General features: G+C 65.2%; 25 protein-coding genes and 1 pseudogene. 15 read left to right on the forward strand and 11 right to left on the reverse strand.

The genetic code is table 11. The features are described 5' to 3' along the window. From cobU to HU735_RS27375, 11 genes and pseudogenes are all read left to right on the forward strand, one after another. Positions 1–522 carry a bifunctional adenosylcobinamide kinase/adenosylcobinamide-phosphate guanylyltransferase gene (cobU, locus tag HU735_RS05715; RefSeq protein WP_186712755.1) on the forward strand — a complete coding sequence of 174 codons (522 nt, stop codon included), beginning with the start codon at positions 1–3 and terminating at the stop codon, positions 520–522. Continuing rightward, the gene (gene cobT / locus HU735_RS05720; RefSeq protein ID WP_186712756.1) at positions 519–1,574 is read left to right on the forward strand and encodes a nicotinate-nucleotide--dimethylbenzimidazole phosphoribosyltransferase; all 1,056 of its coding nucleotides are present in this window, start codon (positions 519–521) and stop codon (positions 1,572–1,574) included. The genes cobU and cobT overlap by 4 nt, the downstream gene beginning before the upstream one ends. Beyond that, positions 1,571–2,140, forward strand: a complete 570-nt coding sequence (cobC, locus tag HU735_RS05725) for an alpha-ribazole phosphatase family protein (protein ID WP_186712757.1) — start codon at positions 1,571–1,573, stop codon at positions 2,138–2,140. The genes cobT and cobC overlap by 4 nt, the downstream gene beginning before the upstream one ends. Position 2,141: 1 nt before the next feature. Continuing rightward, complete coding sequence (locus tag HU735_RS05730) at positions 2,142–2,876, forward strand: adenosylcobinamide-GDP ribazoletransferase (RefSeq protein ID WP_186712758.1); 735 nt, start codon at positions 2,142–2,144, stop codon at positions 2,874–2,876. 118 nt (positions 2,877–2,994) lie between these two features. Next, on the forward strand, positions 2,995–4,185 hold the full coding sequence (locus HU735_RS05735; RefSeq protein ID WP_186712759.1) for a cellulase family glycosylhydrolase: 1,191 nt from the start codon (positions 2,995–2,997) through the stop codon (positions 4,183–4,185). Positions 4,186–4,227: 42 nt separating this feature from the next. Next, positions 4,228–4,632 carry a MarR family winged helix-turn-helix transcriptional regulator gene (locus tag HU735_RS05740; RefSeq protein ID WP_186712760.1) on the forward strand — a complete coding sequence of 135 codons (405 nt, stop codon included), beginning with the start codon at positions 4,228–4,230 and terminating at the stop codon, positions 4,630–4,632. Positions 4,633–4,696: 64 nt separating this feature from the next. Further along, positions 4,697–5,899, forward strand: a complete 1,203-nt coding sequence (locus HU735_RS05745; protein WP_186712761.1) for an MFS transporter — start codon at positions 4,697–4,699, stop codon at positions 5,897–5,899. Then, positions 5,896–6,018 (forward strand): hypothetical protein, encoded by a 123-nt coding sequence (locus HU735_RS27250; RefSeq protein ID WP_256205968.1) that lies wholly within the window; start codon positions 5,896–5,898, stop codon positions 6,016–6,018. The genes HU735_RS05745 and HU735_RS27250 overlap by 4 nt, the downstream gene beginning before the upstream one ends. A 46-nt stretch (positions 6,019–6,064) precedes the next feature. After that, positions 6,065–6,616 carry a glutathione peroxidase gene (locus tag HU735_RS05750; RefSeq protein ID WP_186712762.1) on the forward strand — a complete coding sequence of 184 codons (552 nt, stop codon included), beginning with the start codon at positions 6,065–6,067 and terminating at the stop codon, positions 6,614–6,616. Between the two features lie 277 nt (positions 6,617–6,893). Continuing rightward, positions 6,894–7,463 carry a hypothetical protein gene (locus HU735_RS05755; protein ID WP_238349755.1) on the forward strand — a complete coding sequence of 190 codons (570 nt, stop codon included), beginning with the start codon at positions 6,894–6,896 and terminating at the stop codon, positions 7,461–7,463. A 140-nt stretch (positions 7,464–7,603) separates the two neighbouring features. Beyond that, positions 7,604–7,738: pseudogene (locus HU735_RS27375) on the forward strand (LysR family transcriptional regulator); the annotation flags it as partial. A 43-nt stretch (positions 7,739–7,781) separates the two neighbouring features. Here HU735_RS27375 and HU735_RS05765 read toward each other — a convergent pair. The 3 genes from HU735_RS05765 to HU735_RS05775 all read right to left on the reverse strand — a co-directional run bounded on the left by HU735_RS05765 (position 7,782) and on the right by HU735_RS05775 (position 10,156). Then, complete coding sequence (locus HU735_RS05765) at positions 7,782–9,059, reverse strand: outer membrane protein transport protein (protein ID WP_050704560.1); 1,278 nt, start codon at positions 9,057–9,059, stop codon at positions 7,782–7,784. Between the two features lie 145 nt (positions 9,060–9,204). Next, entirely contained in the window at positions 9,205–9,687 is a 483-nt protein-coding gene (locus tag HU735_RS05770; protein WP_186712763.1) for a hypothetical protein, read from the reverse strand. A gap of 244 nt (positions 9,688–9,931) precedes the next feature. Continuing rightward, positions 9,932–10,156 carry a hypothetical protein gene (locus HU735_RS05775; protein ID WP_050704563.1) on the reverse strand — a complete coding sequence of 75 codons (225 nt, stop codon included), beginning with the start codon at positions 10,154–10,156 and terminating at the stop codon, positions 9,932–9,934. 941 nt (positions 10,157–11,097) lie between these two features. Between HU735_RS05775 and HU735_RS05780 the strand changes: the two genes are divergently transcribed. After that, positions 11,098–11,517 carry an SEL1-like repeat protein gene (locus tag HU735_RS05780; protein WP_186712764.1) on the forward strand — a complete coding sequence of 140 codons (420 nt, stop codon included), beginning with the start codon at positions 11,098–11,100 and terminating at the stop codon, positions 11,515–11,517. A gap of 357 nt (positions 11,518–11,874) precedes the next feature. Then, positions 11,875–13,233, forward strand: a complete 1,359-nt coding sequence (rmuC, locus tag HU735_RS05785) for a DNA recombination protein RmuC (RefSeq protein ID WP_186712859.1) — start codon at positions 11,875–11,877, stop codon at positions 13,231–13,233. On the opposite strand, the gene HU735_RS05790 is transcribed toward rmuC, so the two are convergent. Next, positions 13,205–16,681, reverse strand: a complete 3,477-nt coding sequence (locus HU735_RS05790) for a PAS domain-containing hybrid sensor histidine kinase/response regulator (RefSeq protein WP_186712765.1) — start codon at positions 16,679–16,681, stop codon at positions 13,205–13,207. The genes rmuC and HU735_RS05790 overlap by 29 nt on opposite strands. A 120-nt stretch (positions 16,682–16,801) precedes the next feature. Then, a complete protein-coding gene (locus HU735_RS05795) occupies positions 16,802–17,983 on the reverse strand; it encodes an MFS transporter (protein WP_050704566.1) in 1,182 nt (393 codons plus the stop codon). A 172-nt stretch (positions 17,984–18,155) separates the two neighbouring features. Here HU735_RS05795 and HU735_RS05800 point away from each other — a divergent pair, with 172 nt between their 5' ends. Further along, positions 18,156–19,295 (forward strand): TDT family transporter, encoded by a 1,140-nt coding sequence (locus HU735_RS05800; RefSeq protein ID WP_186712766.1) that lies wholly within the window; start codon positions 18,156–18,158, stop codon positions 19,293–19,295. A gap of 332 nt (positions 19,296–19,627) precedes the next feature. Further along, positions 19,628–21,502 carry an MFS transporter gene (locus HU735_RS05805; RefSeq protein ID WP_186712767.1) on the forward strand — a complete coding sequence of 625 codons (1,875 nt, stop codon included), beginning with the start codon at positions 19,628–19,630 and terminating at the stop codon, positions 21,500–21,502. Between the two features lie 16 nt (positions 21,503–21,518). Here HU735_RS05805 and sugE read toward each other — a convergent pair whose 3' ends face one another. From sugE to HU735_RS05835, 6 genes are all read right to left on the reverse strand, one after another. Further along, positions 21,519–21,836 (reverse strand): quaternary ammonium compound efflux SMR transporter SugE, encoded by a 318-nt coding sequence (sugE, locus tag HU735_RS05810; protein ID WP_028690878.1) that lies wholly within the window; start codon positions 21,834–21,836, stop codon positions 21,519–21,521. Between the two features lie 181 nt (positions 21,837–22,017). Beyond that, positions 22,018–22,671 carry an HAD family hydrolase gene (locus HU735_RS05815; protein ID WP_186712768.1) on the reverse strand — a complete coding sequence of 218 codons (654 nt, stop codon included), beginning with the start codon at positions 22,669–22,671 and terminating at the stop codon, positions 22,018–22,020. A gap of 13 nt (positions 22,672–22,684) precedes the next feature. Next, the gene (locus HU735_RS05820; RefSeq protein WP_186712769.1) at positions 22,685–23,674 is read right to left on the reverse strand and encodes an ABC transporter ATP-binding protein; all 990 of its coding nucleotides are present in this window, start codon (positions 23,672–23,674) and stop codon (positions 22,685–22,687) included. A 1-nt stretch (position 23,675) separates the two neighbouring features. Further along, the gene (locus HU735_RS05825; protein WP_186712770.1) at positions 23,676–24,470 is read right to left on the reverse strand and encodes an ABC transporter permease; all 795 of its coding nucleotides are present in this window, start codon (positions 24,468–24,470) and stop codon (positions 23,676–23,678) included. Further along, positions 24,460–25,299, reverse strand: coding sequence for an ABC transporter permease subunit (locus tag HU735_RS05830; protein WP_011532723.1), 840 nt, complete (start codon positions 25,297–25,299; stop codon positions 24,460–24,462). The genes HU735_RS05825 and HU735_RS05830 overlap by 11 nt, the downstream gene beginning before the upstream one ends. Further along, positions 25,296–26,102 (reverse strand): alkaline phosphatase family protein, encoded by an 807-nt coding sequence (locus tag HU735_RS05835; protein ID WP_186712771.1) that lies wholly within the window; start codon positions 26,100–26,102, stop codon positions 25,296–25,298. The genes HU735_RS05830 and HU735_RS05835 overlap by 4 nt, the downstream gene beginning before the upstream one ends. Positions 26,103–26,182: the final 80 nt, after the last annotated feature.

Genomic DNA, 26,182 nt, shown 5'->3' on the forward strand with positions numbered 1-26,182 from the left:
ATGCGCAACCTGATTCTTGGCGGCGCCCGTTCGGGCAAGAGCCGCCTGGCCGAGCAACTGGCCGAGGCCAGCGGCTTGCCGGTGACCTATATCGCCACCAGCCAGCCGCTGGACGGTGAGATGAATGAACGCGTGCGCCTGCACCGCGAGCGCCGTCCGGCCCATTGGGGGCTGGTGGAGGAGCCCGTGGCGCTGGCTGATGTGCTGCGCGCCGAAGCCGCCGAAGGGCGCTGCCTGCTGGTGGACTGCCTGACCCTGTGGCTGACCAACCTGTTGATGCTCGAGGATGACCTGCGCCTGGCGCTGGAGCGCGATGCGCTGCTCGATTGCCTGGAACAGCTGCCGGGCACCCTTGTCCTGGTCAGCAACGAAACCGGCCTGGGCGTGGTGCCCATGGGCGAACTGACCCGTCGTTACGTCGACCTAGCGGGCACGCTGCACCAGGCCGTGGCCGAACGCTGCCAGCGCGTGGTGCTGACCGTGGCCGGCCTCCCTCTCATGCTCAAAGGACCTGCCCTATGACCCAGATGTGGTGGCGTGACGCCTGCCAACCCCTCGACACCGCCGCCATGGACCAGGCCCGCGCCCGTCAGCAGCAGCTGACCAAACCCGCCGGCTCCCTCGGCCAGCTCGAAGGCCTGGCGATCCGTCTGGCCGGCCTGCAAGGGCGCGAGCGTCCCAGCCTGGAGCGGGTCGCCATCACGATCTTCGCCGGCGACCATGGCGTGGTGGAGGAGGGCATCTCCGCCTACCCGCAGGCGGTGACCGGGCAGATGCTGCGCAACTTCGTCGGTGGTGGCGCGGCGATCAGCGTGTTGGCGCGCCAGTTGGAGGCTGACCTTGAGGTGGTTGATCTCGGTACGATCGACCCGACGCTGCAACTCCCTGGTGTCCATCACCTGAACCTTGGGCCCGGCACCGCCAACTTCGCCCGTCAGCCGGCGATGACCGACGCGCAACTGGCTGCGGCGCTGCAGGCCGGTCGCGACAGCGCCTTGCGCGCCCTCGACAGCGGCGCCCAGCTGTTTATCGGCGGCGAAATGGGCATCGGCAACACCACTGCGGCGGCGGCTGTGGCCAGCACCTTGCTGGGCTGCCCGGCACGCGAGCTGAGCGGCCCGGGCACCGGCCTGGACAGCGCCGGCGTGCGGCACAAGGCCGAAGTGATCGAGCGCGCCCTGGTGCTGCACGGCCTGCGCGCCGACCAGCCGTTGCAGGCGCTGGCCTGTGTCGGCGGCTTCGAGATCGCCGCCCTGACCGGTGCCTACCTGGCGTGCGCCCAGCACGGCGTGGCGGTGCTGGTCGATGGCTTCATCTGCAGTGTCGCCGCCCTGGTGGCGGTACGCCTCAATCCACAGAGCCGGCCGTGGCTGCTGTTCGCCCACCAGGGCGCCGAGCCGGGTCACAAGGCCTTGCTGGCGACCCTGGAGGCCGAGCCGCTGCTGGCCCTGGGGCTGCGCCTGGGCGAGGGCAGCGGCGCGGCGCTGGCGGTGCCGCTGATCCGCCTGGCCTGCGCGCTGCACGGGCAGATGGCGACCTTTGCCGAGGCGGCGGTGGCGGATCGCCCGGCATGATCCTCGAACTGCTGCGTCACGGCGAGACCGAACTGGGTGGCGGCCTGCGCGGTAGCCTCGACGACGCCCTGACCGAAACTGGCTGGGCGCAGATGCGCCAGGCCGTCACCGACGCCGGCCCCTGGGACGTGCTGGTCAGTTCGCCGTTGCAGCGCTGCGCGGCGTTCGCCGATGAGCTGGGTGCGCGCCTGAACCTGCCGGTGCTGCGCGAGGCCGGTGTGCGCGAGTTGCACTTCGGCGAGTGGGAAGGGCAGAGCGCCGCGCAGATCATGCAGGTCGACGCCGATGCCCTTGGGCAGTTCTGGAATGACCCGTATGCGTTCACTCCGCCGGGCGGCGAGCCAGTGCTGGCCTTTGCCGAGCGGGTGCTGGCGGCGGTCGAGGGCCTGCGCAATGCATACGCGGGCAATCGCGTGCTGCTGGTGACCCATGGCGGGGTGATGCGTCTTCTCCTGGCGCGGGCACGTGGCTTGCCGCGTGAGCAATTGCTGCAGGTCGAGGTCGGGCATGGCGCGCTGGTGGGGCTGGCGTTGGACCACGACGGCCAGATGCGCGAGGTGCGTTGAGATGCTGCCGTTCTGGATCGCCCTGCAGTTCCTCAGCAGTCTGCCGGTGCGTTTGCCGGGCATGCCGGCGCCCCGTGAGATGGGGCGTTCGCTGCTGTGCTATCCGCTGGTGGGGCTGCTGTTCGGCCTGTTGCTGTGGCTGGCCAGCTATCTGCTGCAAGGCACTGCGGCGCCCTTGCACGCGGCCTTGTTGCTGGCGCTTTGGGTGCTGCTGAGCGGGGCACTGCACCTGGACGGCCTGGCCGACAGCGCCGACGCGTGGCTGGGGGGCTTCGGTGATCGCGAACGCACCTTGCAGATCATGAAGGACCCACGCAGCGGGCCGATTGCCGTGGTCACGCTGGTGCTGGTATTGCTGCTGAAGTTCTGTGCGCTGTGGGTGCTGGTCGAGCGGGGCGCTGGCGGCCTGCTGGTGCTGGCGCCGGTGGTGGGGCGGGCGGCGATGCTCGGGTTGTTCCTCGGCACGCCCTACGTGCGTGCGGGCGGGCTGGGGACGGCCCTGGCCGAACACCTACCCCGGCGCGGCGCGATCTGGGTATTGTTGGTTTCTGCGCTGGCCGGACTGGCGCTGGGAGGCTGGGCGGTGCTGTGGCCACTGCTGGCGGCGTTGGTGGTGTTCGCGTGGCTGCGTAGGCTGATGTGCCGTCGCTTGGGTGGAACCACTGGGGATACGGCCGGGGCGTTGCTGGAACTGCTGGAGCTGACGGTGGTGGTTACCCTGGCGCTACGCGCATAGCTTCAGGCTGACACGTTCCCCTGTGTAGGAGCGGACGTGTCCTGCATGGATCTCGGAAAACATTCCTGAGCATTGCGGCTATCCTCGTCCGCTCCTTTAAGCATCAGGAACCCCCGCCATGCACCACTGGATACTCGCCAGCCTGCTGGCCCTTGCTTCCCTACCCGCCACCGCCGCCGACCTGATCGATTTCTGGAACACCCCACGCCACGGCGGCAACAGTTTCAACCGCCTGCCCCCGAACCAAGCCTACTTCGATGCCCTGAGAGGCTACGGCGCCAGCTGGGTGCGTCTCTCTTACGATAAATGGCACCCGGCCGAACGCGACTTCCTGCTGGGCAACGCCGACGATTACCAGGGCCTGGCCAGCGCCGACCTGAAGCAGCTCATCGAGGTCCTCGACCGTGCCCACACCGCCGGTCTCAAGGTGGTGATCACGCCGCTGTCGCTCCCCGGCATGCGCTGGGCGCAGAACAACCAGAATCGCTTCGACGACCGGCTATGGCAGGACAAGCGCTACTGGACCCAGTCCGCCCGTTTCTGGCGAGACGTTGCCCAGGCCCTCAAGGACCACCCGGCCGTTGCCGCCTACAACCTCATCAACGAGCCCGCGCCCGAGAAGCACGGCGGCTTGGCCGAGCATGCCGACCTCAATCGGATGAAGCAGTGGTACGCTCGCGAGCAGGGCGGTGCGCGTGACCTGCCGGCGCTCTATCGGCAGTTGCTGGCGGCAATCCGTGAGGTCGACGGCAAGACGCCGGTCATGGTCGATGCCGGCTGGTACGCCGCCGCCGATACCTTCGGCTACTGGCCCAAGGCGCTGGCGGATGAGCGTGTGCTGTACAGCGTGCACATGTACGAACCCTATGCCGCCACCAGTGCGCCTAATCTTTCTCGCGAGCAACCTTTCGCCTATCCGGGGCCAGTGCCGTTTGCCGGGCAGACCCGGCAGTGGGATGCCGAGCAGGTCGCCCGCTATCTGCAACAGCCGGTGGATTGGGCCGATTCGATCAAGTTGCCGCGTTCGCGGCTGGTGGTGGGAGAGTTCGGCTGCATGCGCCGGCTGCCCGGGTGCCGGCAGTACCTGGAGGATGTGCTCACGGTGCTGGACCGCCAGCAACTGCATTGGGCCTTCTACAGCTTCCGCGAGGACAGTTGGGATGGCATGGACTACGAACTGGGTTCGGCCAAGGTGCCGTGGCGCTATTGGCAAGCCATCGAAAACGCCGCGCCGGACCCTTTGCCGCGCAAGGCCACGGCCGAGTTCGAGCCGATTCGCCAGCGCCTGCAGTCTGAACCGACACCTTGAAATCTCTTGCAACATCCATAATGCGGGTATATACACGTAACCATGCTGACCAGTGAATGCATCTGTACCCATCTGCGTCGTGCCGCCCGCGGGGTGAGCCGGCATTACGACGAGGCCCTTGCCGGCTTCGGCATCAATGTCGCCCAGTTTTCCCTGCTGCGCCATGTACAGCGCCTCGACCGTCCCAGCATCACCTGCCTGGCCGAGGCCATGGGCCTGGAGCGTAGCACCCTGGGCCGCAACCTCAAGGTGCTCGAGGCCGATGGCCTGGTGCGTCTTGCCGACGGCGACGACCAGCGCAACCGCGTGGTGCTGCTGAGCGAAGCGGGCAGGGCGCGCCTGGACGCCGCCTACCCGGCCTGGCAGCAGGCCCAGGCGCAGTTGGTGGAACGCTTGGGTGAAAGCCAGCGTGACGAGTTGGTGCACTTGCTGGAGCAGCTTGCCTGAACGACTACGATAGAAAGCGGGTATATACCCGCATCAACCTTGCGATGGGCTGGAGACAACGACAATGACTTCCCTTTGGCGGAGCAGCGGTTGGGTACTTGTGGGGGCGGCGCTGATCCTGGCGTTGTCGCTGGGGGTGCGACATGGTTTCGGCCTGTTCCTGGCGCCGATGAGTGCCGAATTCGGCTGGGGCCGCGAGGTGTTCGCCTTCGCCATCGCCCTGCAGAACCTGATCTGGGGCCTGGCCCAGCCGTTCACCGGCGCCCTGGCCGACCGCTTGGGCGCGGCCAAGGTGGTGGTGATTGGCGGCATCCTCTACACTGCCGGCCTGGTGATGATGGGCATGGCCGACTCGGCCTGGTCGCTGTCGCTGAGCGCCGGCCTGCTGATCGGCATCGGCCTGTCCGGCACCTCGTTCTCGGTGATCCTCGGCGTGGTCGGGCGTGCGGTGCCGCCGGAAAAACGCAGCATGGCCATGGGCATCGCCAGCGCCGCCGGTTCCTTCGGCCAGTTCGCCATGCTCCCCGGTACCCTCGGCCTGATCCAGTGGCTGGGCTGGTCGGCGGCGTTGCTGGTGCTGGGCCTGATGGTGGCGTTGATCGTGCCGTTCGTAGGTATGCTGCGCGACCGCCCGCTACCCAGCCATGGCGCCGAGCAGAGCCTTGGCCAGGCGCTGCGCGAGGCCTGCTCGCACTCCGGCTTCTGGCTGCTGGCGCTGGGCTTTTTCGTCTGCGGTTTCCAGGTGGTGTTCATCGGCGTGCACCTGCCGGCCTACCTGGTCGACCAGCACCTGCCGGCGATCACCGGCACCACCGTGCTGGCGCTGGTCGGCCTGTTCAATATCGTTGGCACCTATACGGCGGGCTGGCTTGGCGGGCGCATGTCCAAGCCGCGCCTGCTGACCGGCCTGTACCTATTGCGCGCCGTGGTCATCGTGCTGTTCCTCTGGGCGCCGGTGACCCAGTTCAGTGCCTACCTGTTCGGTATCGCCATGGGCCTGCTGTGGCTGTCCACGGTGCCATTGACCAATGGCACCGTGGCCACACTGTTTGGTGTGCGCAACCTGTCGATGCTCGGCGGCATCGTGTTCCTGTTCCACCAGTTGGGCGCGTTCCTCGGTGGCTGGCTGGGCGGGGTGGTCTATGACCAGACCGGCAGCTACGACCTGGTGTGGCAGATCTCGATCCTGCTCAGCCTGTTGGCCGCGGCGCTGAACTGGCCGGTGCGCGAGCGCCCGGTCGCCCGCCTGCAGGCCCAGGCCGCATGAACCGCCTGCTCGGGCGTGGCCTGCTGCTGGTCGCCGCGGTGCTGGTGCTGGCGCTGGTGTGGTGGGGCTGGCACAAGGGCGGGCTGGCGTTGATGCAGTTGGGCATGAGCCTGTGTTAAGCGCTACCCTGCACAGTCAAGGAATCATGTGCAGGAGACCGCTATCATGCATGCCCGCTGGCTGACCCTCCCCCTGCTGGCCCTGGCCGCCGCCACTTCGAGCTGGGCGGCCGATTGCCCGGCGCTGCTCCAGGGCAGCCTGCCGGAGCTGCGTGGCAAGGAGCAGATCGACCTGTGCCAGCGCTTCGCCGGCAAGCCGCTGGTGGTGATCAACACCGCCAGCTATTGCGGCTTCGCCCCGCAGTTCGAAGGCCTCGAGGCGACCTACAAGGACTACCACGAACAGGGCCTGGAAATGCTCGGCGTGCCGTCCAATGACTTCAAGCAGGAAGACGCCGACAGCGACAAGACCGCCAAGGTCTGCTACGCCAACTACGGCGTGACCTTCACCATGACCAAGGCCCAACCGGTGCGCGGCAAGGACGCGATCCCGCTGTTCGTCGAGCTGGCCCGGCAGAGCAGCGCGCCGAAGTGGAATTTCTACAAGTACGTGGTGGATCGCAAGGGCAAGGTGATCGGCAACTTCTCCAGCCTGACCAAGCCGGATGATCCGGCGTTCAGGGCGGCGATCGACAAGGCGATTGCTTCGCAGCCTTGAGGGGTTACCTGGCATTTTTGCCAGTTATTCCCTGGTCGAGCAGATGTTAGGTTGTCGGCATCTATCGCTCGGTTGGGTCTGACATGTCGACTACCTATCTTGCAATGTGTGACTGGCAGCAATCGGTGCTTGGCGATGGCCAGGCGGGCAGGCCCTATACACCCTATGGCGCGTTGCCGCAGGTTGCCGGCCCCCGATTGGTCTACTGTGGGATGCCTTGTGAGGTGCTGACGGGTAACTATTCTCCGGGGAATGGCACCGGACTTATGATCCATTATTGAAACGATTCCACTCTCCTGATCGGCTGAGTCCGTTTGGAGATGGAGGGATCAACGCATATGCATATTGCAGTGGGGATCCGATCAATCGCGAGGATCGTAATGGTCGTGATGACGGGCTAATCTTTATGGCCAAAGTTGCTGCGACGGTTGGTGGCGTGCTGAGTCCGCTGACGTTGGCAGAGGGGGCGGCGGCTATCAATATGACGAGAGCGCGAGTAAAGGGGGAAGATAATGCGCCAAGTGTTGCACAGATAGCTCTTCAGTTCGGGGTGACTGCTTATACTGCAACCACTGATGTAGTTTCGATTGCTGTACTTTCCGGCGTGGCGCCTAAATCGGCCTATCCCGGAACAAATCGTGAAAAAGCGCAGAAAGGTATGACTGCACGAGGTGTGATCATGATGAATGCACTAGCGCTTCCTGCGAGGATTGTTGCATTCAAAAATAACAAGGAATACTACCCAGGTTTTGGCGTTTCGGATCGATCAGGGGAAACAGATCAGCCTAAAGAGTTGAAGACGTTTCTTCGTGATGCGGACATAGAGTCAGCTAACACGAATAATTAAGTTCGAGGTTAACGGTTCAATTAATTGGTGTTGACGGCTTTTGATTGTTGATTGGTGAGGTCGCATCTCGGTATGGCTGGTATCGCGCGACAATGTTGCTTTGGTCTGAAGAGGTATCCGCTCCTGTGTAAAGACAACGCCAGGCCTATGCCCAGACCGAACTGATGGACGTCTGCCTGTGCCTGGTCGACCGCTTTGCCCTGACGAACAAGGTGCGGGTGTTCATGGATTACCTGCAGCAATGCCTGGGCGAGCAGTTGCGGGTTCAGACATGAAAAAACCGCCACGAGGGCGGTTTTTTCATGCAGCGGGTGCCACTTAGAAGCGGTAGGTCAGCGAAGCACCAACGCCATGGGCGCTGTTTTCGTACTTGGCCTGGTAGCTGCCCTTGAGGCCAGCTTCGGTCGCGCTGTGCGGCTGGTTGTTGACCTTGGTGTCCTCTTCCCACAGGTAGGAGTAGGCCACGTCGATGGTCATGTCGTCGGTCGGGCTCCAGCCGGCGCCGATGCTGAAGATCTTGCGATCGCCAGTGGGGATGCGCGGGGAGCGGTTAGTGTTGTTGGTCGGCGACTGGTCAACCGAGAAGCCGGTACGCAGGACCCACTCCTTGTTCACCTTGTAGGAGGCGCCGATGGCGTGAGCCCAGGTGTCGTGCCAGTTCTGTTCCTCGGTGATGGTCGCGAACTGCCCGGCAGGCCCTGCCGGCACTTCGTTGTTGACCGTGATGTTCTCCAGGCGGCTCCAGCGGGTCCAGGTGCTGCCTGCGTACAGGGTCCACTGGTCGTCCAGTTCGTGGGTGACCGAGAAGTCCACCGACTCGGGGGTCTTGATCTTCAGGGTGGCATCGAACTTGTTGCCGTCCAGGCCGAGCAGCGGGTAGCTGACCTTGGTCTTGCCTTCGAGCTTGTAGTCGACCATCGAGTGGTAGGTCAGGCCGACGCGGGTGCGATCAGTGGCCTGCACCAGGATACCGATGTTGTAGCCGACGGCGGTGTCGTCGCCCTTGATCTTCACCTCGCCATCAGCCGGACGCAGCGGCGAGATACTGGCCAGGTTCGAACCCAGCTCGCCCTTGATGCGGTTGATGGTCGGGCCGAAACCGATCGAGACCTTGTCGTTGAACGCATAGCTCACGGTCGGCTGGAAGGTCACGACCTCGACATGGCTCTTCTTGCCCCAGTAGCGTGCGGCATCGTCGCTACCGTAGTCGGTGACCAGGCCGAACGGCACGTAGACGCCGAAACCGACGCTCCAGTGGTCATCGATGGACTTGACGTAGTAACCCATCGGCACGCCGACCACGGGCACCATGTCACCGTCCATTTCCCCCCCTTTGTTACTGCCGCGTCCGGAAATATCGGACTTGGCGATGACTGCGGCACCACCGACGGTCATCTGGTCGCGCTTCAGGCGGGCCATGCCCGCCGGGTTGCCATACACGGTGCTGGCATCTTCGGCAGAAGAAGAACGACCCGCGAAACCTGTCCCCATGCCGCTGACGCTCTGTTCGTTCAGGGCAAAGCCGCTGGCGAGCAATTGGCTGGAAGCGAGGGCAACGGCAATGCCGAGAGAGGTTTTGAGCATAACTTTTTTCATTATTAGAAAACTCCTTGGGATCTCCGGGGCGAAAAGCTACCAACAAATGCCGCGCTGCGCCATAGGCTGAAACACAGGAGATAGAGCGGTTTTGTAGGACAATCCGACCAAAATTCCGTTTATTCCGGTTGTAGGACGCAGTTGCTCAGGAGGCAGGGGTGAGCATCGGCTCGATACAGTGGTGCCAAGCCTGGGTGAAATCCCGCAGGCGCCCCTGGGGCTGGAAGGTCTGCCGCCAGATCCGCGCCAGGCCCAATAGATCGTCGGCCGCCGGCAAGGGCATGGCCTGCTCTTCGATCAGCATCCAGGCGATGGCGGTGGCGTAGCGCAGGTTGACGGTCAGCTCGAGGTGCGGGCCGCCGAGGAAGGCGTGCTGGCTGGCCAGGCCACGTACCAGGCTGGCCAGTTCGGGGTCACGGGCCAGGTATTCGTCCCACAAGCAACGGTGACGATTCCCACCGATCCTGTAGAGTCCATGGCCACGTCGGTCATGCAGGGCGGCGCCCAGTGCGGACTGGCTCGCGGCAACGCCCAGTAACAAAGCTTCGGCGCTGTCGCAGTGGCGACCCAGGTAGATCAGGGTCGGCCGGATCACATATCGACTCAACTCGTTCGCAGCGATGCCCATGATGCCCTCTGCTGAAAAGGGCCGACGGGCGCTGGAGCTTGGCAGCTGGTGAGTGGTCAGGCCCGCCGGAAGCGGCAGGAGCCGCTCGAGTTGAAGTGTAGTGTGATAACTGTGGTGTAAAGGGCTGTTTTTAAATCGATTGCAGCCCGAAGGCGCGGGGCATATGCCCGCTGGCGATTAGGCCAATTACCTTCAGGCTGGGTGTTGCATGGCGTATTCATGGCGTGAATCAACCGCCATTCGTTCATGCGGTCAGCGACTGGCGGGTGCGCTCGATCACCGCCTGCAGCGGTTCGGCCCGGTTGTATTGTTCCGGGTAGAGGCGCTCGCTGTGGCAGGCGATGCCATGCTCGTCGACCAGGGTGAAGCTGAAGCTGCCCTTGCGTGGGGCAACGATAAGGCACTTCAGTGGGGCGAAGGCCTGGGAAAGGGTGCCAAAGGCAGCCTGGATCTGTTGATGGTTACTCATATTGTTGGATGTTCCTGCGTAAGACACGGTGTTTGATCCGTGCACAATAGAAACGTTCCAGTGACGTCTTTATTAAGGAGACGCAGAACCTGACTGGAACAGGGCAGCCAGAGGGGCGCATGCAATAGGTGGGCGCTGGGCTGACTGGTAGGTACGACAGAAGGCAGGCAGCACACCGACACCAGGGTTCTGGGCATCGGGGAAGATCCTGATCAATCTGAAACGTGATTCGTGCTGGGCAAGGTCTGCCGAGTGAATCATCGAATGGGCCGGTCCCGATGGGGCAGCGTCTGCTCGGTGTCGAGCACAGTGCTGCAAGGACTGAGTGGCCAGAATGACTTCAGCTGGGTACTAACGGGGCGCAACCCTACACGAACTTTTCGGGGTTGGCAAGCGTTTGGTTTTTCTGGCGGGAAGCCGATCATTATGTCGTCAATCGCGCCTGCTGTGAAGAGGGGGAAATGCCGGCCCAATTGCCCGCTTGTACCGTTTTCGTGCACTGCGATGCCGTTTGTTGGTGCAGTTGTACACACTCGGCTGAACAGTTGTAACCCTCCTGCAACATCCTGTGGACGGCTCGCCAATGACTTGACTGGGGGCTTAAGTCAATGAAAAAAAACACTAATTTTTGCTGGTGAAAAAATCGACAGTTTGACTGAAAGCCCCATTTCACAGGGGTTTGCGGGCTGCCTCAAGGGGTTGTCCACCGAGTTATCCACAGGTTCTGTGGATTGTCCCGGGCGCTTGCTCTAGTACGGGCGTGCCAGCTGTTTCATCGATTGTCCGACAATCGGAGGCTGGTGGTGGCATGGGCATTTTCCCTGGGAAAACGTCAAGAAAAAATCATGGAAAAAAATGTCGATCAGCCGAAAGTCGCCCGGGCCAGTCCACAAAAAATGGAGTAGAGTGGCGCGCCTCTCGAATCACCCTTGCTGTTGGTCATGAAGCTTCGCGGTAAACACCTCGCCAGTCCTGATGCCTCGTCATCGCTGCCTTCCCCCAAGCGTTTTTCCCTGAAAGTGGCCCTGTGGCTGCTCGACAGCCCGCGCCTGGGCGATAAACCCAGCGTCAAGCACCTGGCCGGACGCATGCTCAAGCAGCCTGCGCGCCAGGGCGTGGTGGTGGCCCAGAGCCGCCTGGGGCAGATGCTCTGCCGCGACTGCGGCAATGCCCGCGACCGGCGCATCGGCCATGAGCTGCTGCGCCAGGCGGCCCGCGCCGGTGATCGCCGGGCCCAGTTGGAATATGGGCGGTTGTGCCAGGCCCAGGAGCCGGAGCAGGCTCGCTATTGGCTGGAGCTGGCGGCGGGGCAGGGCTCGCAAGAGGCGCGGCGGTTGTTGCGCCAGTGGTTTGGTGGTTAGCCGGAGCAGCTTGCTCAGGATTACGCGTTCCCCTGTAGGAGCGGCCTTGTGTCGCGAAAGGGCTGCACAGCAGCCCCAGGATCTCAGCGTCAAAGCAGAGATCGCTGGGGCCGCTTTGCGGCCCTTTCGCGACACAAGGCCGCTCCTACAGGGATTGCGCATAGCTTAAGGTGCTCTCTCAGGCAGCCCCGCCACCAGGCTGATAAGCTGCGCAGCATTCGTCAACGTTCGATCGGGGTAAGCATGACAGTGGATCTGACCAGCATTCTGCTGGGCTTGGTGGCGGGCGCCGTGCCCTGCCTGGGCTGGGTCATGCAGGTGCAGCGCGGCCAGGGCGCGCGCAAGGCCGAGCAGGCCTTGCTCGAAGAGCGCCTGAATGCAGCCCAGTTGACCCAGGCCGGCCTGCAGGCCCAGCTGGAGGCCGGCCGCGACGAGATCAGCGACCTCAGCGAGGCCAACACCGTCAAACAGACCCAGCTGGCCGCCCAGGGCCGTGAACTGGAACTGCTGCAGATCGACCGCGACAACGCCCGTGACGCCGCCCATGCCTGGCACCTCGAGCGCGCCAACCGCGAGGCCGAGCTGCGCCGCCTCGAGGCCCAGACCGCACGCCTGGAGGCCGAGCTGCGCGAGCAGCAGGAGAGCCACCAGCAACGCCTCGAGGACTTGCAGGAAGCCCGCGACACCCTGCGTGCGCAGTTCGCCGACATGGCCACCAAGATCTTCGACGAGCGCGAGCAACGCTTCGCCCAGACCAGTCAGCAGCACCTGGGCCAATTGCTCGACCCGCTCAAGGAGCGTATCCAGGCGTTCGAGAAGCGCGTCGAGGAAAGCTACCAGCAGGAGGCCCGCGAGCGCTTCTCCCTGGGCAAGGAACTCGAGCGCCTGCAGCAGCTCAACCTGCGCCTGTCCGACGAGGCCACCAACCTCACCCAGGCGCTCAAGGGCCAGAAGACCCAGGGCAACTGGGGCGAGCTGATCCTGGAGCGGGTGCTGGAGCACGCGGGCCTGGAGAAGGGCCGCGAGTACCAGACCCAGGTCAGCCTGCGCAGCGCCGACGGCGAGCGCTTCCAGCCTGACGTGCTGATCATGCTGCCGGGCGACAAGCAGGTGGTGGTGGACGCCAAGGTCAGCCTGACGGCCTACCAGCAGTTCGTTGGCAACAACGACGAAGCCGCGCTCAAGCAGCACGTGCAGTCGCTGCGCAACCACGTCAAGGGCTTGTCGAGCAAGGACTACAACCGCCTGGAAGGCCTGCACAGCCTCGATTTCGTGCTGCTGTTCGTGCCCATCGAGGCGGCCTTCTCGGCGGCGCTGCAAGCCGAGCCCAACCTGTTCCAGGAGGCCTTCGATCGGCAGATCGTGATCGTCAGCCCGACCACCTTGCTCGCCACCCTGCGGGTGATCGACAGCCTGTGGAAGCAGGAGCGCCAGGGGCAGAACGCCCGCGAGATCGCCGAGCGCGCCGGCTGGCTGTACGACAAGTTCGTGCTGTTCATCCAGGACCTGGACGAGCTCGGCGCGCGCCTGGCCCAGGTGGACAAGGCCTACGCCGCGGCGCGCAACAAGCTGTGCGAGGGGCGTGGCAACCTGGTCAGCCGCAGCGAGCAGCTCAAGCTGCTCGGTGCCCGGGCCAGCAAGAGCCTGCCGGCCGATTTGATCGAGCGCGCCCTGAGCGACGAGGCGCTTACTGAACCAGGCTCAGATGCCGATTGAGCAGGGCGCGCAGGGCCGCCGGCTTGACCGGCTTGGCCAGGTAGTCGAGGCCCGCAGCATGCACCAGGGCGATGGTCTCGTTGCGTCCGTCGGCGCTGATCACCACGCCGGGCACCGGCTCGCCCAGGCGCGTTCGTAGCCAGCCCATCAGCCCGGTGCCGGTCTCGCCGTCATCCAGGTGGTAGTCCACCAGCGCCAGGTGCGGGCGCAGGCCCTTGCCGAGCAGGGCCTCGCATTCGGCCTGGTTGCGCGCGGTCCACACCTGGCAGCCCCAGCGGCTGAGCAGGCTGTTCATGCCGATCAGGATGCTGTCCTCGTTGTCCACGCACAGCACCTGCAGGCCGGCCAGTGGCTGCCCGGCCTGCTCGACAGGGGCGGGCGTCGCGGGCGCAGGGCTGTGGGCGATGGGCACGCTGACGCGGAACACGCTGCCCTTGCCCGGCCAGGAGCGCACCTCCAGCGGATGCCCGAGCACCCGGCACAGGCCGTCGGCGATCGCCAGGCCCAGGCCCAGGCCCTTCTCGGCGCGGGTCTGGTGGCTGTCCAGGCGCTTGAACTCCTGGAAGATCACCTGCAGCTTGTCGTCGGCGATGCCCGGGCCACGGTCCCACACCTCCAGCCACAGGCGTCCACTTTGACGCCGTGCCCCCAGCAGCAGCGGGCTCTTGCCGTAGCGCAGGGCGTTGGTGAGGAAGTTCTGCAGCACCCGGCGCAGCAGCTTCATGTCGCTGTCCACCCGTAGGCGGCTGCCGCGCAGGCGGAACTCCAGGCCCTTCTCGGCGGCCAGTACCTTGAACTCGGCGCCGAGGGTGTCGAACAGCTCGTTGAGGGCGAAGGGCTTGATGTCGGGGGTGACCTTGCCGTTCTCCAGGCGCGAGATGTCGAGCAGGTCGCTGATCAGCTCCTCGGCCGAGCGCAGCGAGCTGTCCATGTGTTGCACCAGTTGCCGGGCCTCGTCGTTCATGGCCTCGGCCTGCTGCGACAGGGCGGCGGAGAATAGCCGTGCGGCGTTGAGCGGCTGCATCAGGTCGTGGCTGACGGCGGCGAGGAAGCGGGTCTTGGACTGGCTGACCGCCTCGGCGCGGCTCTTGGCCTCGGTCAGCGCCTGGTTGAGCTGCGACAGTTCGTGGGTGCGCTCGGCGACGCGTTGCTCCAGGCCCTCATTGGAGTCGCGCAGGGCCTGCTCGGCCTCGCGGAACGGGGTGATGTCGGTGAAGCTCATGACGAAGCCGCCGCCGGGCATCGGGTTGCCGATCAGCTCGATCACCCGGCCATTGGGGAACAGCCGTTCGGAGGAGTGGGCGCGGCCCTGGCGCATCCAGTGCAGGCGCCGCGCCACATGCACCTGGGCCTCGCCCGGCCCGCACAGGCCGCGCTCGGCGTTGTAGCGGATGATGTCGGCAATTGGCCGGCCGACGCTGATCAGGCCGTCGGGGTAGTTGAACAGCTCCAGGTAGCGGCGGTTCCAGGCCACCAGGCGCAGGTTCTGGTCGACCACGCTGATACCCTGGTTGATGTTCTCGATGGCGCCCTGCAGCAGCGCGCGGTTGAACTGCAGCACCTCGCTGGCTTCGTCGGCGATGCGCACCACGTCCTCGAGCTGCATGTCGCGGCCTTCGATGGCGGCCTTGACCACGGCGCGGGTCGAGGAGGTGCCGAGCACGCCGGCCAGCAGCCGTTCGGTGTGCTCGATCCAGTCGCCGTCGGCGTTCTGGTTGGGGTTGAAGCCTTTGCCCTGGCGGTAGGCGAAGCGGATGAAGCTTTGCCGGGCGCGTTCCTCGCCGACGAAGCGCGCGGCCAGCTTGAGCAGGTCGTCGATCTGCACCGCCAGCAGGGGTTTGCTGGAAGGGCGGGCGCTGGTCTGCTGGCCGATGAAGCGCCCGGCCTGCCAGTGCTCGGAAACCCGTGTACGGGACAGGATCGAGACCCAGGCGAACAGGGTGAAGTTGCCCGCCAGCGAAAGCACCACGCCCTGGGTGAGCGGGGTGATCGGCAGGTTGAGCGGGTTGCCGTGCAGCCAGGCCAGGCCCGGGAACAGTTGCAGCGACCAGCCCAGGCTGTGGGCGGCGATCGGCAGCACCAGGGTGTAGAACCACAGGAAGATGCCGGCGGCCAGGCCGGCGAACACGCCACGGCGGTTGGCCTGCTTCCAGTACAGCGCGCCGAGCATCGCCGGGGTCAGCTGGGTCACTGCGGCGAAGGCGATCTGGCCGATGGTCGCCAGGCTCGCGGTGGAGCCGAGCAGGCGGTAGCTGACGTAGGCCAGCAGGAGGATGACGACGATGGTCACCCGGCGCACCGAGAGCATCCAGTGGCGGAACACCTCAAATGGTCGCTCGGCGTTGTTGCGCCGCAGCAGCCAGGGCAGCAGCATGTCGTTGGAGACCATGGTCGACAGCGCCACGGCCTCGACGATGACCATGCCGGTGGCCGCCGAGGCGCCGCCGATGAACGCCAGCAGGGCCAGGCTCGGGTGAGCCTCGGCCAGCGGCAGGCTGATCACGAACGAGTCGGAGATCACCGTGCCCGGCAGCAGCATCTGCCCGGCCAGGGCGATGGGCACCACGAACAGCGCGGCCAGGGCCAGGTACAGCGGGAACACCCAGCGCGCCAGGCGCATGTCCTGCGGCTCGATGTTCTCCACCACGGTGACGTGGAACTGCCGCGGCAGGCAGATGATCGCCATCATCGCCACGGCGGTCTGCACCACCATCGACGGCCAGTTGATGGTCTCTTCCCAGTAGTCGCTCAGGTGCACCGACTGCTGGGCCTGGGTGAACAGGTCATCGAAGCCGTCATACAGGTTGAACACCACGAAGGCGCCCACGGCGAGGAAGGCCAGCAACTTGACCAGCGACTCGAAGGCGATCGCCAGGACCATGCCGCGGTGGTGCTCGGTGACGTCCAGGCTGCGCGTGCCGAAGACGATGGCGAACAGCGCCAGCACCAGCGACACCACCAGCGCGGTGTCCTGCACCCGGCTGCCGGTGGCATCGGCGTTGGCGCCGATCAGCAGGTTCACCCCCAGCACGATGCCCTTGAGCTGCAGGGCGATGTACGGCAGCACGCCGACCAGGCAGATCAGCGCCACCACCACCGCCAGGGTCTGCGACTTGCCGTAGCGGGCGGCGATGAAGTCGGCGATCGAGGTGATGTTCTGCTGCTTGCTGATCAGCACCATCTTCTGCAGCACCCAGGGCGCGAAGATCAGCAGCAGCACCGGCCCCAGGTAGATGGGCAGGAAGGCCCAGAGCTGCTCGGCGGCCTGGCCGACCGCACCGAAGAAGGTCCAGCTGGTGCAGTACACCGCCAGCGACAGGCTGTACACCCAGGCGCGCAGGCGCGGCGGCAACGGCGTGCTGCGGCGGTCGCCATAGAAGGCGATGGCGAACATGATGGCCATGTAGGCCAGGGCGACCACGGCGATCAGCCCGCTGGACAACGACATGCAAACTCCGGAGCAAAAATAGAAACGCGGTCCCGATCAATCAGTCTGGCACGCAGGGCGCGGTTCGTCAGCGCCGACCATGGTCGCAGTGGCAGGACGTCGCAGGGCCGCGCGATGGCATCACTCAGGTCGGCGCGTCCCCAGCCAGTAGAACACACCTGCCAGTATCACCGACCCGATCAGCAGATAGAACACCGCCACCGGCACCAGGTGCCCCAGCGCGGCGCCCACCAGCACCGGCCCCAGTGCCGCGCCCAGGTTGCCCAGGTTCTGCGCGCCGTAATAGATACCCCGCAGGTGCTCCGGGGCGATCAGGTCGATGAACATGTACTCGGCCGGAATCACGATGATCTCGCCCAGGGTGAACACCAGCATCGCCAGGCACCAGGCCAGCGCCGTACCGGCCAGGGAAAAACCCAGCAGCCCGGCGACGAACAGGCCCATGCCGGCCATCAGCCAGGGCATCAGCCGGCGCCGGTCGATGCGCTTGCCGATCAGGTACTGCAAGGCGATCACCGTCACCGCATTGGTGGTGACCAGGTAGCCGACCAGTCGCGCCGCCTCGGCGGGGTTGCGGGTCACCACCAGGTACTGCGACAGGTAGGCGGTGAACTGGCCGAACACCACTGCGCTGAGCACACCGCCCAGGGTGAAGCACACCAGCCGCCGGTCGCGCAGCAGGCCCAGCGCCACCTGGCCGAAGCCGGCACCGGGCTGTGGCCGGTCCTGGGGCTGCAGGTCGCGAACGCCCAGGCGCTGGTAGGCCAGGCACATGGCGAGGCCGATCAGCGCCGAGACCACGAAGGGCAGGTGGCCGTCCACCTCGATCAGGGCCACGCCGAGCATCGGCCCCACGGCGTAGGCGATGTTGCTCAGGGTGTACTTGATGGCGAACACCTCGGCACGCTGCTCCACCGGCAACAGGGCGCAGAAGGCGGCCTTGGCGGCGATGTCGACCAGCGCCAGGGCCAGGTTGATCACCACCAGGCAGAGGAAGAACAGGGCGGCCGAGCGACTGGCGATGGCGCCGACGAAGGCCAGGGCGAACACCAGCAGGCTGGCGATCACCAGGGTGTGGTTGCGCACGGTGTCGACCAGGTGTCCGCCGTACAGGCTCAGCAGCGAGGCGACGATCAGCGCGCCGCCGATCACCAGGCCGATACGGCCGACCGAGAGCTGGAAGTTGTCGGCCAGGTAGACCACCAGGTAGGGCAGGGTGATCGCCCGGGCCATGGTCAGGGTGAAGGTGGTGAGCAGGAGCAGGCGTACCGGATTGGGGTAGCGCTTGAGGGCGGTGAGCATCGACAGGTCCTTGTCATTATTGTCATCAGGAAAACCGCGCCAAGCATATTCCAGAGCCTATGCCTTTAGCTATATCTGCAAAACAGATAACAGATAGAGAAATTACCCGTTATATAGATATTCTTCGAGGGCATAAGATAAATCCACCTTACACAAGGCCAGGAGACATCTCATGCCATGCACCCAGACCCGCGCCCCCTCGTGGCGCCCGTTGAGCCATCTGGCCCATCCCCGTGAAGTGATTCGCCAGTTCACCCCCAACTGGTTCGCCGCGACCATGGGCACCGGTGTGCTGGCCCTGGCCTTGCACCAGGTGCAGATGCCAGTGCTGGACACGCTTGCCGAGGGCCTGTGGTGGCTGACCATTGGCCTGTTCACCCTGTTCTGCGTCTTGTATGGCGTCCGCTGGGTGATGTTCTTCGATGAGGCGCGGCGGATTTTCGCCCATTCCACCGTGTCGATGTTCTTCGGCACCATTCCCATGGGCCTGGCCACCATCCTCAACGGCGCCCTGGTGTTCGGCCTGGCGCGCTGGGGCGAGGCGGTGGTGCCGTGGGTGGAAATGCTCTGGTGGCTGGACGTGGGCCTGGCGCTGCTGTGCGGCGTGGCCATTCCCTACCTGATGTTCACCCGCCAGGAGCACAGCATCGACCAGATGACCGCGGTGTGGCTGCTGCCGGTGGTGGCTGCCGAAGTCGCCGCCGCCAGCGGCGGGCTGCTGGCGCCGCACCTGGCGGACGCTCACGCACAGTTCCTGGTGGTCATCACCAGCTATGTGATGTGGGCGGTGTCGTTGCCGGTGGCCTTCAGCATCCTCACCATCCTCATGCTGCGCATGGCTTTGCACAAACTGCCGCCGGCGAACATGGCCGCCTCCAGCTGGCTGGCGCTGGGCCCGATCGGTACCGGTGCGCTGGGCATGCTGGTGCTCGGCGGCGATGCTCCGGCGGTGTTCGCCGCCAATGGCCTGGGCGGCCTCGGTGAGGTGGCCCGTGGCCTTGGCCTGGTGGCCGGCATCGTGCTTTGGGGCGCCGGCTTGTGGTGGCTGCTGACGGCGGTGCTGATCACCTTGCGCTACATGCGCCAGGGCATGCCGTTCAACCTGGGTTGGTGGGGGTTCACCTTCCCGCTGGGCGTGTATTGCCTGGCCACCCTGAAGCTGGCGACCTGGTTGGGACTCGGTTTCTTCAGCGTGTTTGGCCTGGTACTGGTGGTGGCGCTGGCCTTGCTCTGGGCGGTGGTGGCCAGCCGTACCTTGCAGGGTGCCTGGCGCGGCGAGCTGTTCGTATCGCCGTGTATCGCGCAGTCTTGACGGTGATCCTGTCGGGATGGCTTACCCGCTCTTATGGAACCAACCGTAATCTATGATTTATCCAGGCCCTGTGGGAGCGGCCTTGCGTCGCGAAAGGGGCGCGCAGCGGCCCCAGATTTCGAGCCACCATCAAAATTGCTGGGGCTGCTGTGCAGCCCTTTCGCGACGCAAGGCCGCTCCCACAGGAGGACAGTTCCCTGCGTGACAGCGTAGCCAGAAGGGCTGGGCGATCTCCCACAAGTTCCTTGTGCCTGCGGACATTCCCGTGCAGATTTGTGGCTTATCACGCTGTACGTGCCTCCAATGACAAAGCCCAACCAGGTACAAGGACGATGAGTCACCCCTCGCAATTCACCCTGCTCGGCAAGCGGCGCTTCCTGCCGTTCTTCATCACCCAGTCGCTGGGCGCCTTCAACGACAACCTGTTCAAGCAGTCGCTGATCCTGGCGATCCTCTACAAGCTGAGCCTGGAAGGCGACCGCTCGATCTGGGTCAACCTCTGCGCCTTGCTGTTCATCCTGCCATTCTTCCTGTTCTCGGCGCTGGCCGGGCAGTTCGGCGAGAAGTTCGCCAAGGACCGGCTGATCCGCGCGATCAAGCTGGCCGAGATCGTCATCATGGCCATCGGCGCGACCGGTTTCGTCACCCATCACCTGGAACTGATGCTGGTGGCGCTGTTCGCCATGGGCACCCACTCGGCGCTGTTCGGTCCTGTGAAGTACTCGATCCTGCCCCAGGCCCTGCGTGAGGAAGAGCTGGTGGGCGGCAACGGCCTGGTGGAGATGGGTACCTTCCTGGCGATCCTGGCCGGGACCATCGGCGCCGGGATGCTGATGTCCTCCAGCCAGTACGCGGTGCTGGCTGCCGCCGGGGTGGTGGCCACCGCCGTGCTGGGCTACCTGGCCAGCCGCTGGATCCCCCGCGCCGCCGCTGCCGCGCCGCAGATGAAGCTGGACTGGAACATCTTCAAGCAGTCCTGGCTGACCCTGCGCCTGGGCCTGGGCCAGACCCCGGCGGTGTCGCGCTCGATCGTCGGCAACTCGTGGTTCTGGTTCGTCGGCGCCATCTACCTCACGCAGATTCCGGCATACGCCAAGGACTGGTTGCACGGCGACGAGACCGTGGTGACCCTGGTGCTGACCTTGTTCTCGGTGGGTATCGCCGTAGGCTCGCTGCTGTGCGAGCGCCTGAGCGGGCGCAAGGTGGAGATCGGCCTGGTGCCGTTCGGCTCGTTCGGCCTGACCCTGTTCGGCCTGCTCTGGTGGTGGCATTCGGGGGATGTGCCGGTTGGCGTCGTGCCCCATGACTGGCTGGCGTTGCTGGGCATGAGCCAGGCTTGGTGGATCATGCTGTCGATCATCGGCCTGGGCATCTTCGGCGGCTTCTACATCGTGCCGCTGTACGCGCTGATCCAGGCGCGCACCCCGGAAGACCAGCGGGCCCGGGTGATCGCCGCCAACAACATCCTCAACGCGCTGTTCATGGTGGTGTCGGCGATCATCACCATCGTCCTGCTGAGCCTGGCCAAGCTGAGCATCCCGCAGCTGTTCCTGGTGGTGTCGCTGCTCAATATCGCGGTCAACGCCTACATCTTCAGCATCGTGCCGGAATTCACCATGCGTTTCCTGATCTGGCTGCTCAGCCACTCGATGTACCGGGTCGAGCACCGCGAGCTGCAGCGTATTCCCGATGAAGGCGCGGCGCTGCTGGTGTGCAACCATGTGTCGTTCGTCGATGCGCTGCTGATCGGTGGGGCGATCCGCCGGCCGATCCGTTTCGTCATGTACTACAAGATCTACAACCTGCCGGTGCTCAACTTCGTGTTCCGCACCGCCGGCGCCATTCCCATCGCCGGGCGCGGCGAGGACGAGGCCACCTACGAGCGTGCCTTCGCCCGCATTGCCCGGTACCTGGCAGACGGCGAGCTGGTGTGCATCTTCCCCGAAGGCAAGCTGAGCGCGGACGGTGAGATCGATGTGTTCAAGGGCGGGGTGAACCGCATCCTGCAGGAGACGCCGGTGCCGGTGATTCCGCTGGCGTTGCAGGGGCTGTGGGGCAGTTTCTTCAGTCGCGACCCGAACAAGGGCTTCTTCAAGCGCCTGTGGTCGCGGGTGACCCTGGTGGCCGGCGCCGCCATCCCGGTGGAGGCGGCGCAGCCCGAGGCGCTGCGCGAGCAGGTGAGCCTGCTGCGCGGCGACGTTCGCTAAGGGAAGCGGAGGAAGGTCAGCTGGCGCTGACCTTCAGGCCGACCAGGCCGGTGATGATCAGGGCGACACTGGCCAGGCGGATCAGCGCCATGGATTCGCCGAACAGGATGATCCCGGCGATCACCGTGCCGACCGCACCGACGCCGGTCCAGATGGCGTAGGCGGTGCCCAGCGGCAGCTCCTTCATGGCCAGGCCCAGCAGACCGAGGCTGATGACCATGGCGCCGACCGTAAGAATGGTGGGCAGGGGGCGGGTGAAGCCGTCGGTGTATTTGAGGCCGACAGCCCAGCCGACTTCGAACAGGCCGGCGAAGAACAGGATGATCCAGGACATGGTGAGTCTCCATCGATTTAATGATGGGGCCGTCCCCGGTATGTTCACGCACAGCGTCGTGAGGCCGTCCTCACAGTGCGCACTATACTGCACATTTGTGGCGGGTGAGGCAAGCGTGACGGATCAGTGGTGCTTGTACCGGCCACACTCAATGGCTGGCCGGTACATCCGCACACCTGCGTCAAGACCAGCTCAGAATCGGCCAGCCATTGGTCTGCGCATGCTCGCGCAGCACCGGGTCCGGGTTCACCACGTGCGGGTGATCGACCTTCAGCAGCAGCGGCAGGTCGTTGCGCGAATCCGAGTAGAAACTCGCGCCCTCCAGGTTCTCCTGCTCCTGGTCCAGCCACTCCAGCAAACGGGTGATCTTGCCCTCGCGGTAGGTGAGCACGCCGTGGGTCTTGCCGGTGAACACGCCGTTGACCGCCTCCAGCTCGATGGCCAGGTACTCGTCGACACCCAGGCGTGCCGCGATCGGCCCGACCAGGTGGGTGCCGCTGGCCGAAATGATCAGGATCCGGTCACCGCGCTTGCGGTGCTCGGCGATGCAACGGCAGGCGTCGCCGTAGATGATCGGCTCGATCACATCCTCCACCCAGGGCTCGACCAGGTGCTCGACCTCTTCCAGGGTACGCCCGGCGATGGGCTCCAGGCTGAAGGCCATGTAGTCCTCCATGGCCAGGTGGCCCTTGCCGTAGGCTTCCATCAGCTCATGGTCGCGCTTGAGGAAGGATTTGCCGTCCACCCAGCCCAGCCGGGCCATCTGCTCGCTCCACAGCGACGCGCAGTCACCGTGTATGAGGGTTTCGTCCAGATCGAAGATTGCCAGTGCCATGCGTTGCTTCTCCTTAGGCCACTTCCCGTAGCGCCGTGGGGTCGATCGACAAGGATACCCGTTGCCCGTCCGCATGCAGGTCGGCCGCGCAGCGGTTGAGCACATCCACCACCAACTCGACGTCGCGCACCCGCACCCGGTAGCGAATGACGTTGCCCAGCAGGCTGTGGCTGCGGATCTCGCCGTCCAGTTCGCCGTTCAGGCCCAGGGTGATGGACTCCGGACGGATCGCCAGGCGACCGTTGACCGGGCGTTGCAGCAGGCGGCTGGCGCTGTCGGCGTCAAGCAGGTTGTAGTTGCCGATGAAGCCCGCGGCGAACAGGTCCACGGGCGCGGTGTAGAGGGTCTCGGCATCGCCGCTCTGGACGATGCGGCCCTGGTTCATCAGGACGATGCGGTCCGACATGGTCAGCGCCTCTTCCTGGTCGTGGGTGACGAAGATGGTGGTCAGCCCCAGCTCGCGCTGGATGGCGCGGATCTGCTCGCGCAGGTGCTTGCGGATGCGCGCATCCAGTGCCGACAGCGGCTCGTCGAGCAGCAGCAGGCGCGGGCGGGTGACCAGCGAGCGGGCCAGGGCCACGCGCTGGCACTGGCCGCCGGACAGCTGGTGCGGGTAGCGCCCGGCGAAGCTGCCGAGTTCGACCAGGTCGAGTACTTCGCGCACCCGCACCTGGCTTTCGTCGGCCTTGACCTTCTGCATGCGCAGGCCGAAGGCGACGTTCTGTTCCACGGTCATGTTGGGGAACAGCGCGTAGCTCTGGAACACCATGCCGATGCCGCGCTTCTGCGGGCTCACGGGCACGATGTCCTGGCCGTCGAGCAGGATCCGCCCGCTGTCCACCGGGGTCAGCCCGGCGATGCAGCGCAGCAGCGTGGACTTGCCGCAGCCGGAGGGGCCGAGCAGGGTGACGAACTCGCCGCGCTCGATCTGGCAGTCGATGTTCTCGAACACCGGGCTGCCGGCGTAGCTCTTTTGCAGTTTCTGTACGCTGACGAAGCTCATGTCAGGTCTTGTCCTTGTTCAGGCGGTTGGCGACCCAGGTCAGTACCAGCACGAAGGCGAAGTAGGAGATGACCAGCGCGCTGTTGAAGTGGCCGCTGCTGTTGCGCATGTTGTTCAGGTACACCTGCAGGGTTTCGTAGCGGGTGCCCACCAGCAGGTTGGCGAACACGAACTCGCCGAACAGGAACGAGAACGACAGCAGCAGCGCCACCATCAGGCCCTTGCGCAGGTTGGGCAGCACCACCAGGAACGCCGCCTGCCAGGTGCTGGCGCCGAGCAGCTGGGCGGCGTCCATCAGGTCGCGCAGGTTGATGGCCTGCAGGTTGTTGGTGATGGCCCGGTACATGAACGGCAGGGCGATGGTGAAGTAGCAGCCGATCAGGATCCACGGCGTGCCGACCATGGCCATCGGCCCACTGCCGTACAGCTGCAGCAAGCCCACCGACGACACCACCGGCGGCACGGCGAACGGCAGCAGGATGAGGATGTTCATCAGCGCGTCGAGCTTGGGGAAGTGGTAGTGGACCACGAACAGCAACGGCAGGATCAGCAGCACCGACAGCAGCAGCGCGCCGACGCACACCAGCAGTGACTGGCCGAAGGCGGCGAGAAAGCGCGGCTCGCTCCACAGTGCCAGGTACCACTTGAAGGTCAGCCCGCTGGGCAGCAGGGTCGCTGACCAGCTGGTAGCCAGCGAGTAGAGCAGGGTGCCGGCCAGCGGCAGCAGCAGGATCAGGAACAGCAGGTACACCACCGCGCGGTGGTAGAGCCCGCCGGCGTTGTTTTCAGCGCGCATGGTAGCTCCTCTTGAGCAGCCATTGATGGACCACCGTGACCACGGTCATCAGCCCCACCAGCACCATCGCCAGGGCGCTGGCCAGGTTCGGGTCGAGGCTGATGTCGCCGGCCACCAGGCCCGCGATGCGGATCGGCAGCACGTTGAAGTTGCCGGTGGTCAGGGCGTAGACGGTGGCGTAGGCGCCCAGGGCGTTGGCCAGCAGGATGACGAAGGTGCCGAGCAGCGCCGGGGTGAGCACCGGCAGGCCGATATGCCGCCAGAACTGCCAGTGGCTGGCGCCGAGCAAGGCCGCCGATTCGCGCCAGTCCTCGCGCAGGGCGTCGAAGGCCGGGTAGAGCAGCAGCACGCCCAGGGGGATCTGGAAGTAGGTGTACACCAGGATCAGGCCGGTCTTGGAGTAGATGCTGAAGTCGCCGAGCAGGCCCATCTGCTTGAGCAGCAGCGTCAGTGCACCGTTGAAGCCGAGCAGGATGATGAAGGCGAACGCCAGGGGCACGCCGGCGAAGTTGCTGGTCATGTTGGCGAAGGCGCTGACGAAGTCGCGCAGCTTCGAGTCGACCCGGCGCAGCGAATAGGCGCCCAGGGTGGCGATGACGATGCCGAACAGGCTCGACCAGAAGCTGATCTCCAGGCTGCGTTGCAGCGCCTGCAGGTAGAACTTCGAGGCGAAGATCTTGCTGAAGTTGGCCAGGCCCCAGCCGCTCTCGCTCTGCAGGCTGTTGAGGGCGACCCAGGCCAGCGGCGCGACCTGGAAGATGATGAAGAACACGGCGAACGGCAGCAGGCAGAGCAGGGCCAGGTAGCGGCCGCGATGGCTTGCATTCACTTGAGCAGCTCCCGGCAGACCGGTTTGTCGTGGGCGGCGCCGAGCAGCTCGCAGATCGTGCCGCACAGCTCGGTCTGCAACGGCTTGGCCGCGGGATCGAGGCTGAACGCCTCGCCGAACACGAACAGCGGCACTTCGCGTTCCTCGGCCAGCAAGCCGTTGTGCGAGCGGTCGTTGTTCATGCCGTGGTCGGCGGTGACCAGCACCTGGTAGCCCTCTTCGAGCCAGCGCGGCAGGTAGTCGGCCAGCAGTATGTCGGCGCTGCGCGCGGCGTTGCGGTACTGGCTGCTGTCCAGGCCGTGGCGGTGGCCGGCGTCGTCGATGTTCATCGGGTGCACCAGCAGGAAATTCGGCGCATGGCGGCGGCGCAGGTATTCGGCGTCGGCCAGCAGGTGCGAGTCGGGGTAGTGGTCGGCGTAGTAGAACAGGCCGTGCTGGATCGGCAGCTTCGGCGCGTGGGTGTGGCGGTCGCGCAGCGGGTCGAAGGGTGAGCGGTTGTACAGCTCGCTCATCCAGTGATAGGCCGCGGCGGCAGTGCCCAGGCCGGCCTCGCGGGCGTAGTGGAACACGCTGCGCTGGTTGGACAGGCGATTGACGTTGTTATGCACGATGCCGCTGTCGATCGGCGGCACGCCGGTGAGGATGCATTCGTACAGCGGTCGCGACAGCGACGGCAGCTCGCATTCAAGCCGGTACAGCGCGGCGCGGTCGGCCTCGACGTAGGCGTGCAGGTGGCCCATGGCGTGGTGCGCGACCTGGTGGTTGAGGCCGTCGAGCAGGACCAGGATGACGTTGTGTTGCATGTTGGCTCCAGGGAAACGAGGCTTCGTGGGAGCGGGCTTGCCCCGCGATGGCGATCGCGGGGCAAGCCCGCTCCCACGAG

Source organism: Pseudomonas sp. BW16M2, assembly GCF_014268865.1.
Lineage (GTDB): Bacteria > Pseudomonadota > Gammaproteobacteria > Pseudomonadales > Pseudomonadaceae > Aquipseudomonas > Aquipseudomonas peradeniyensis.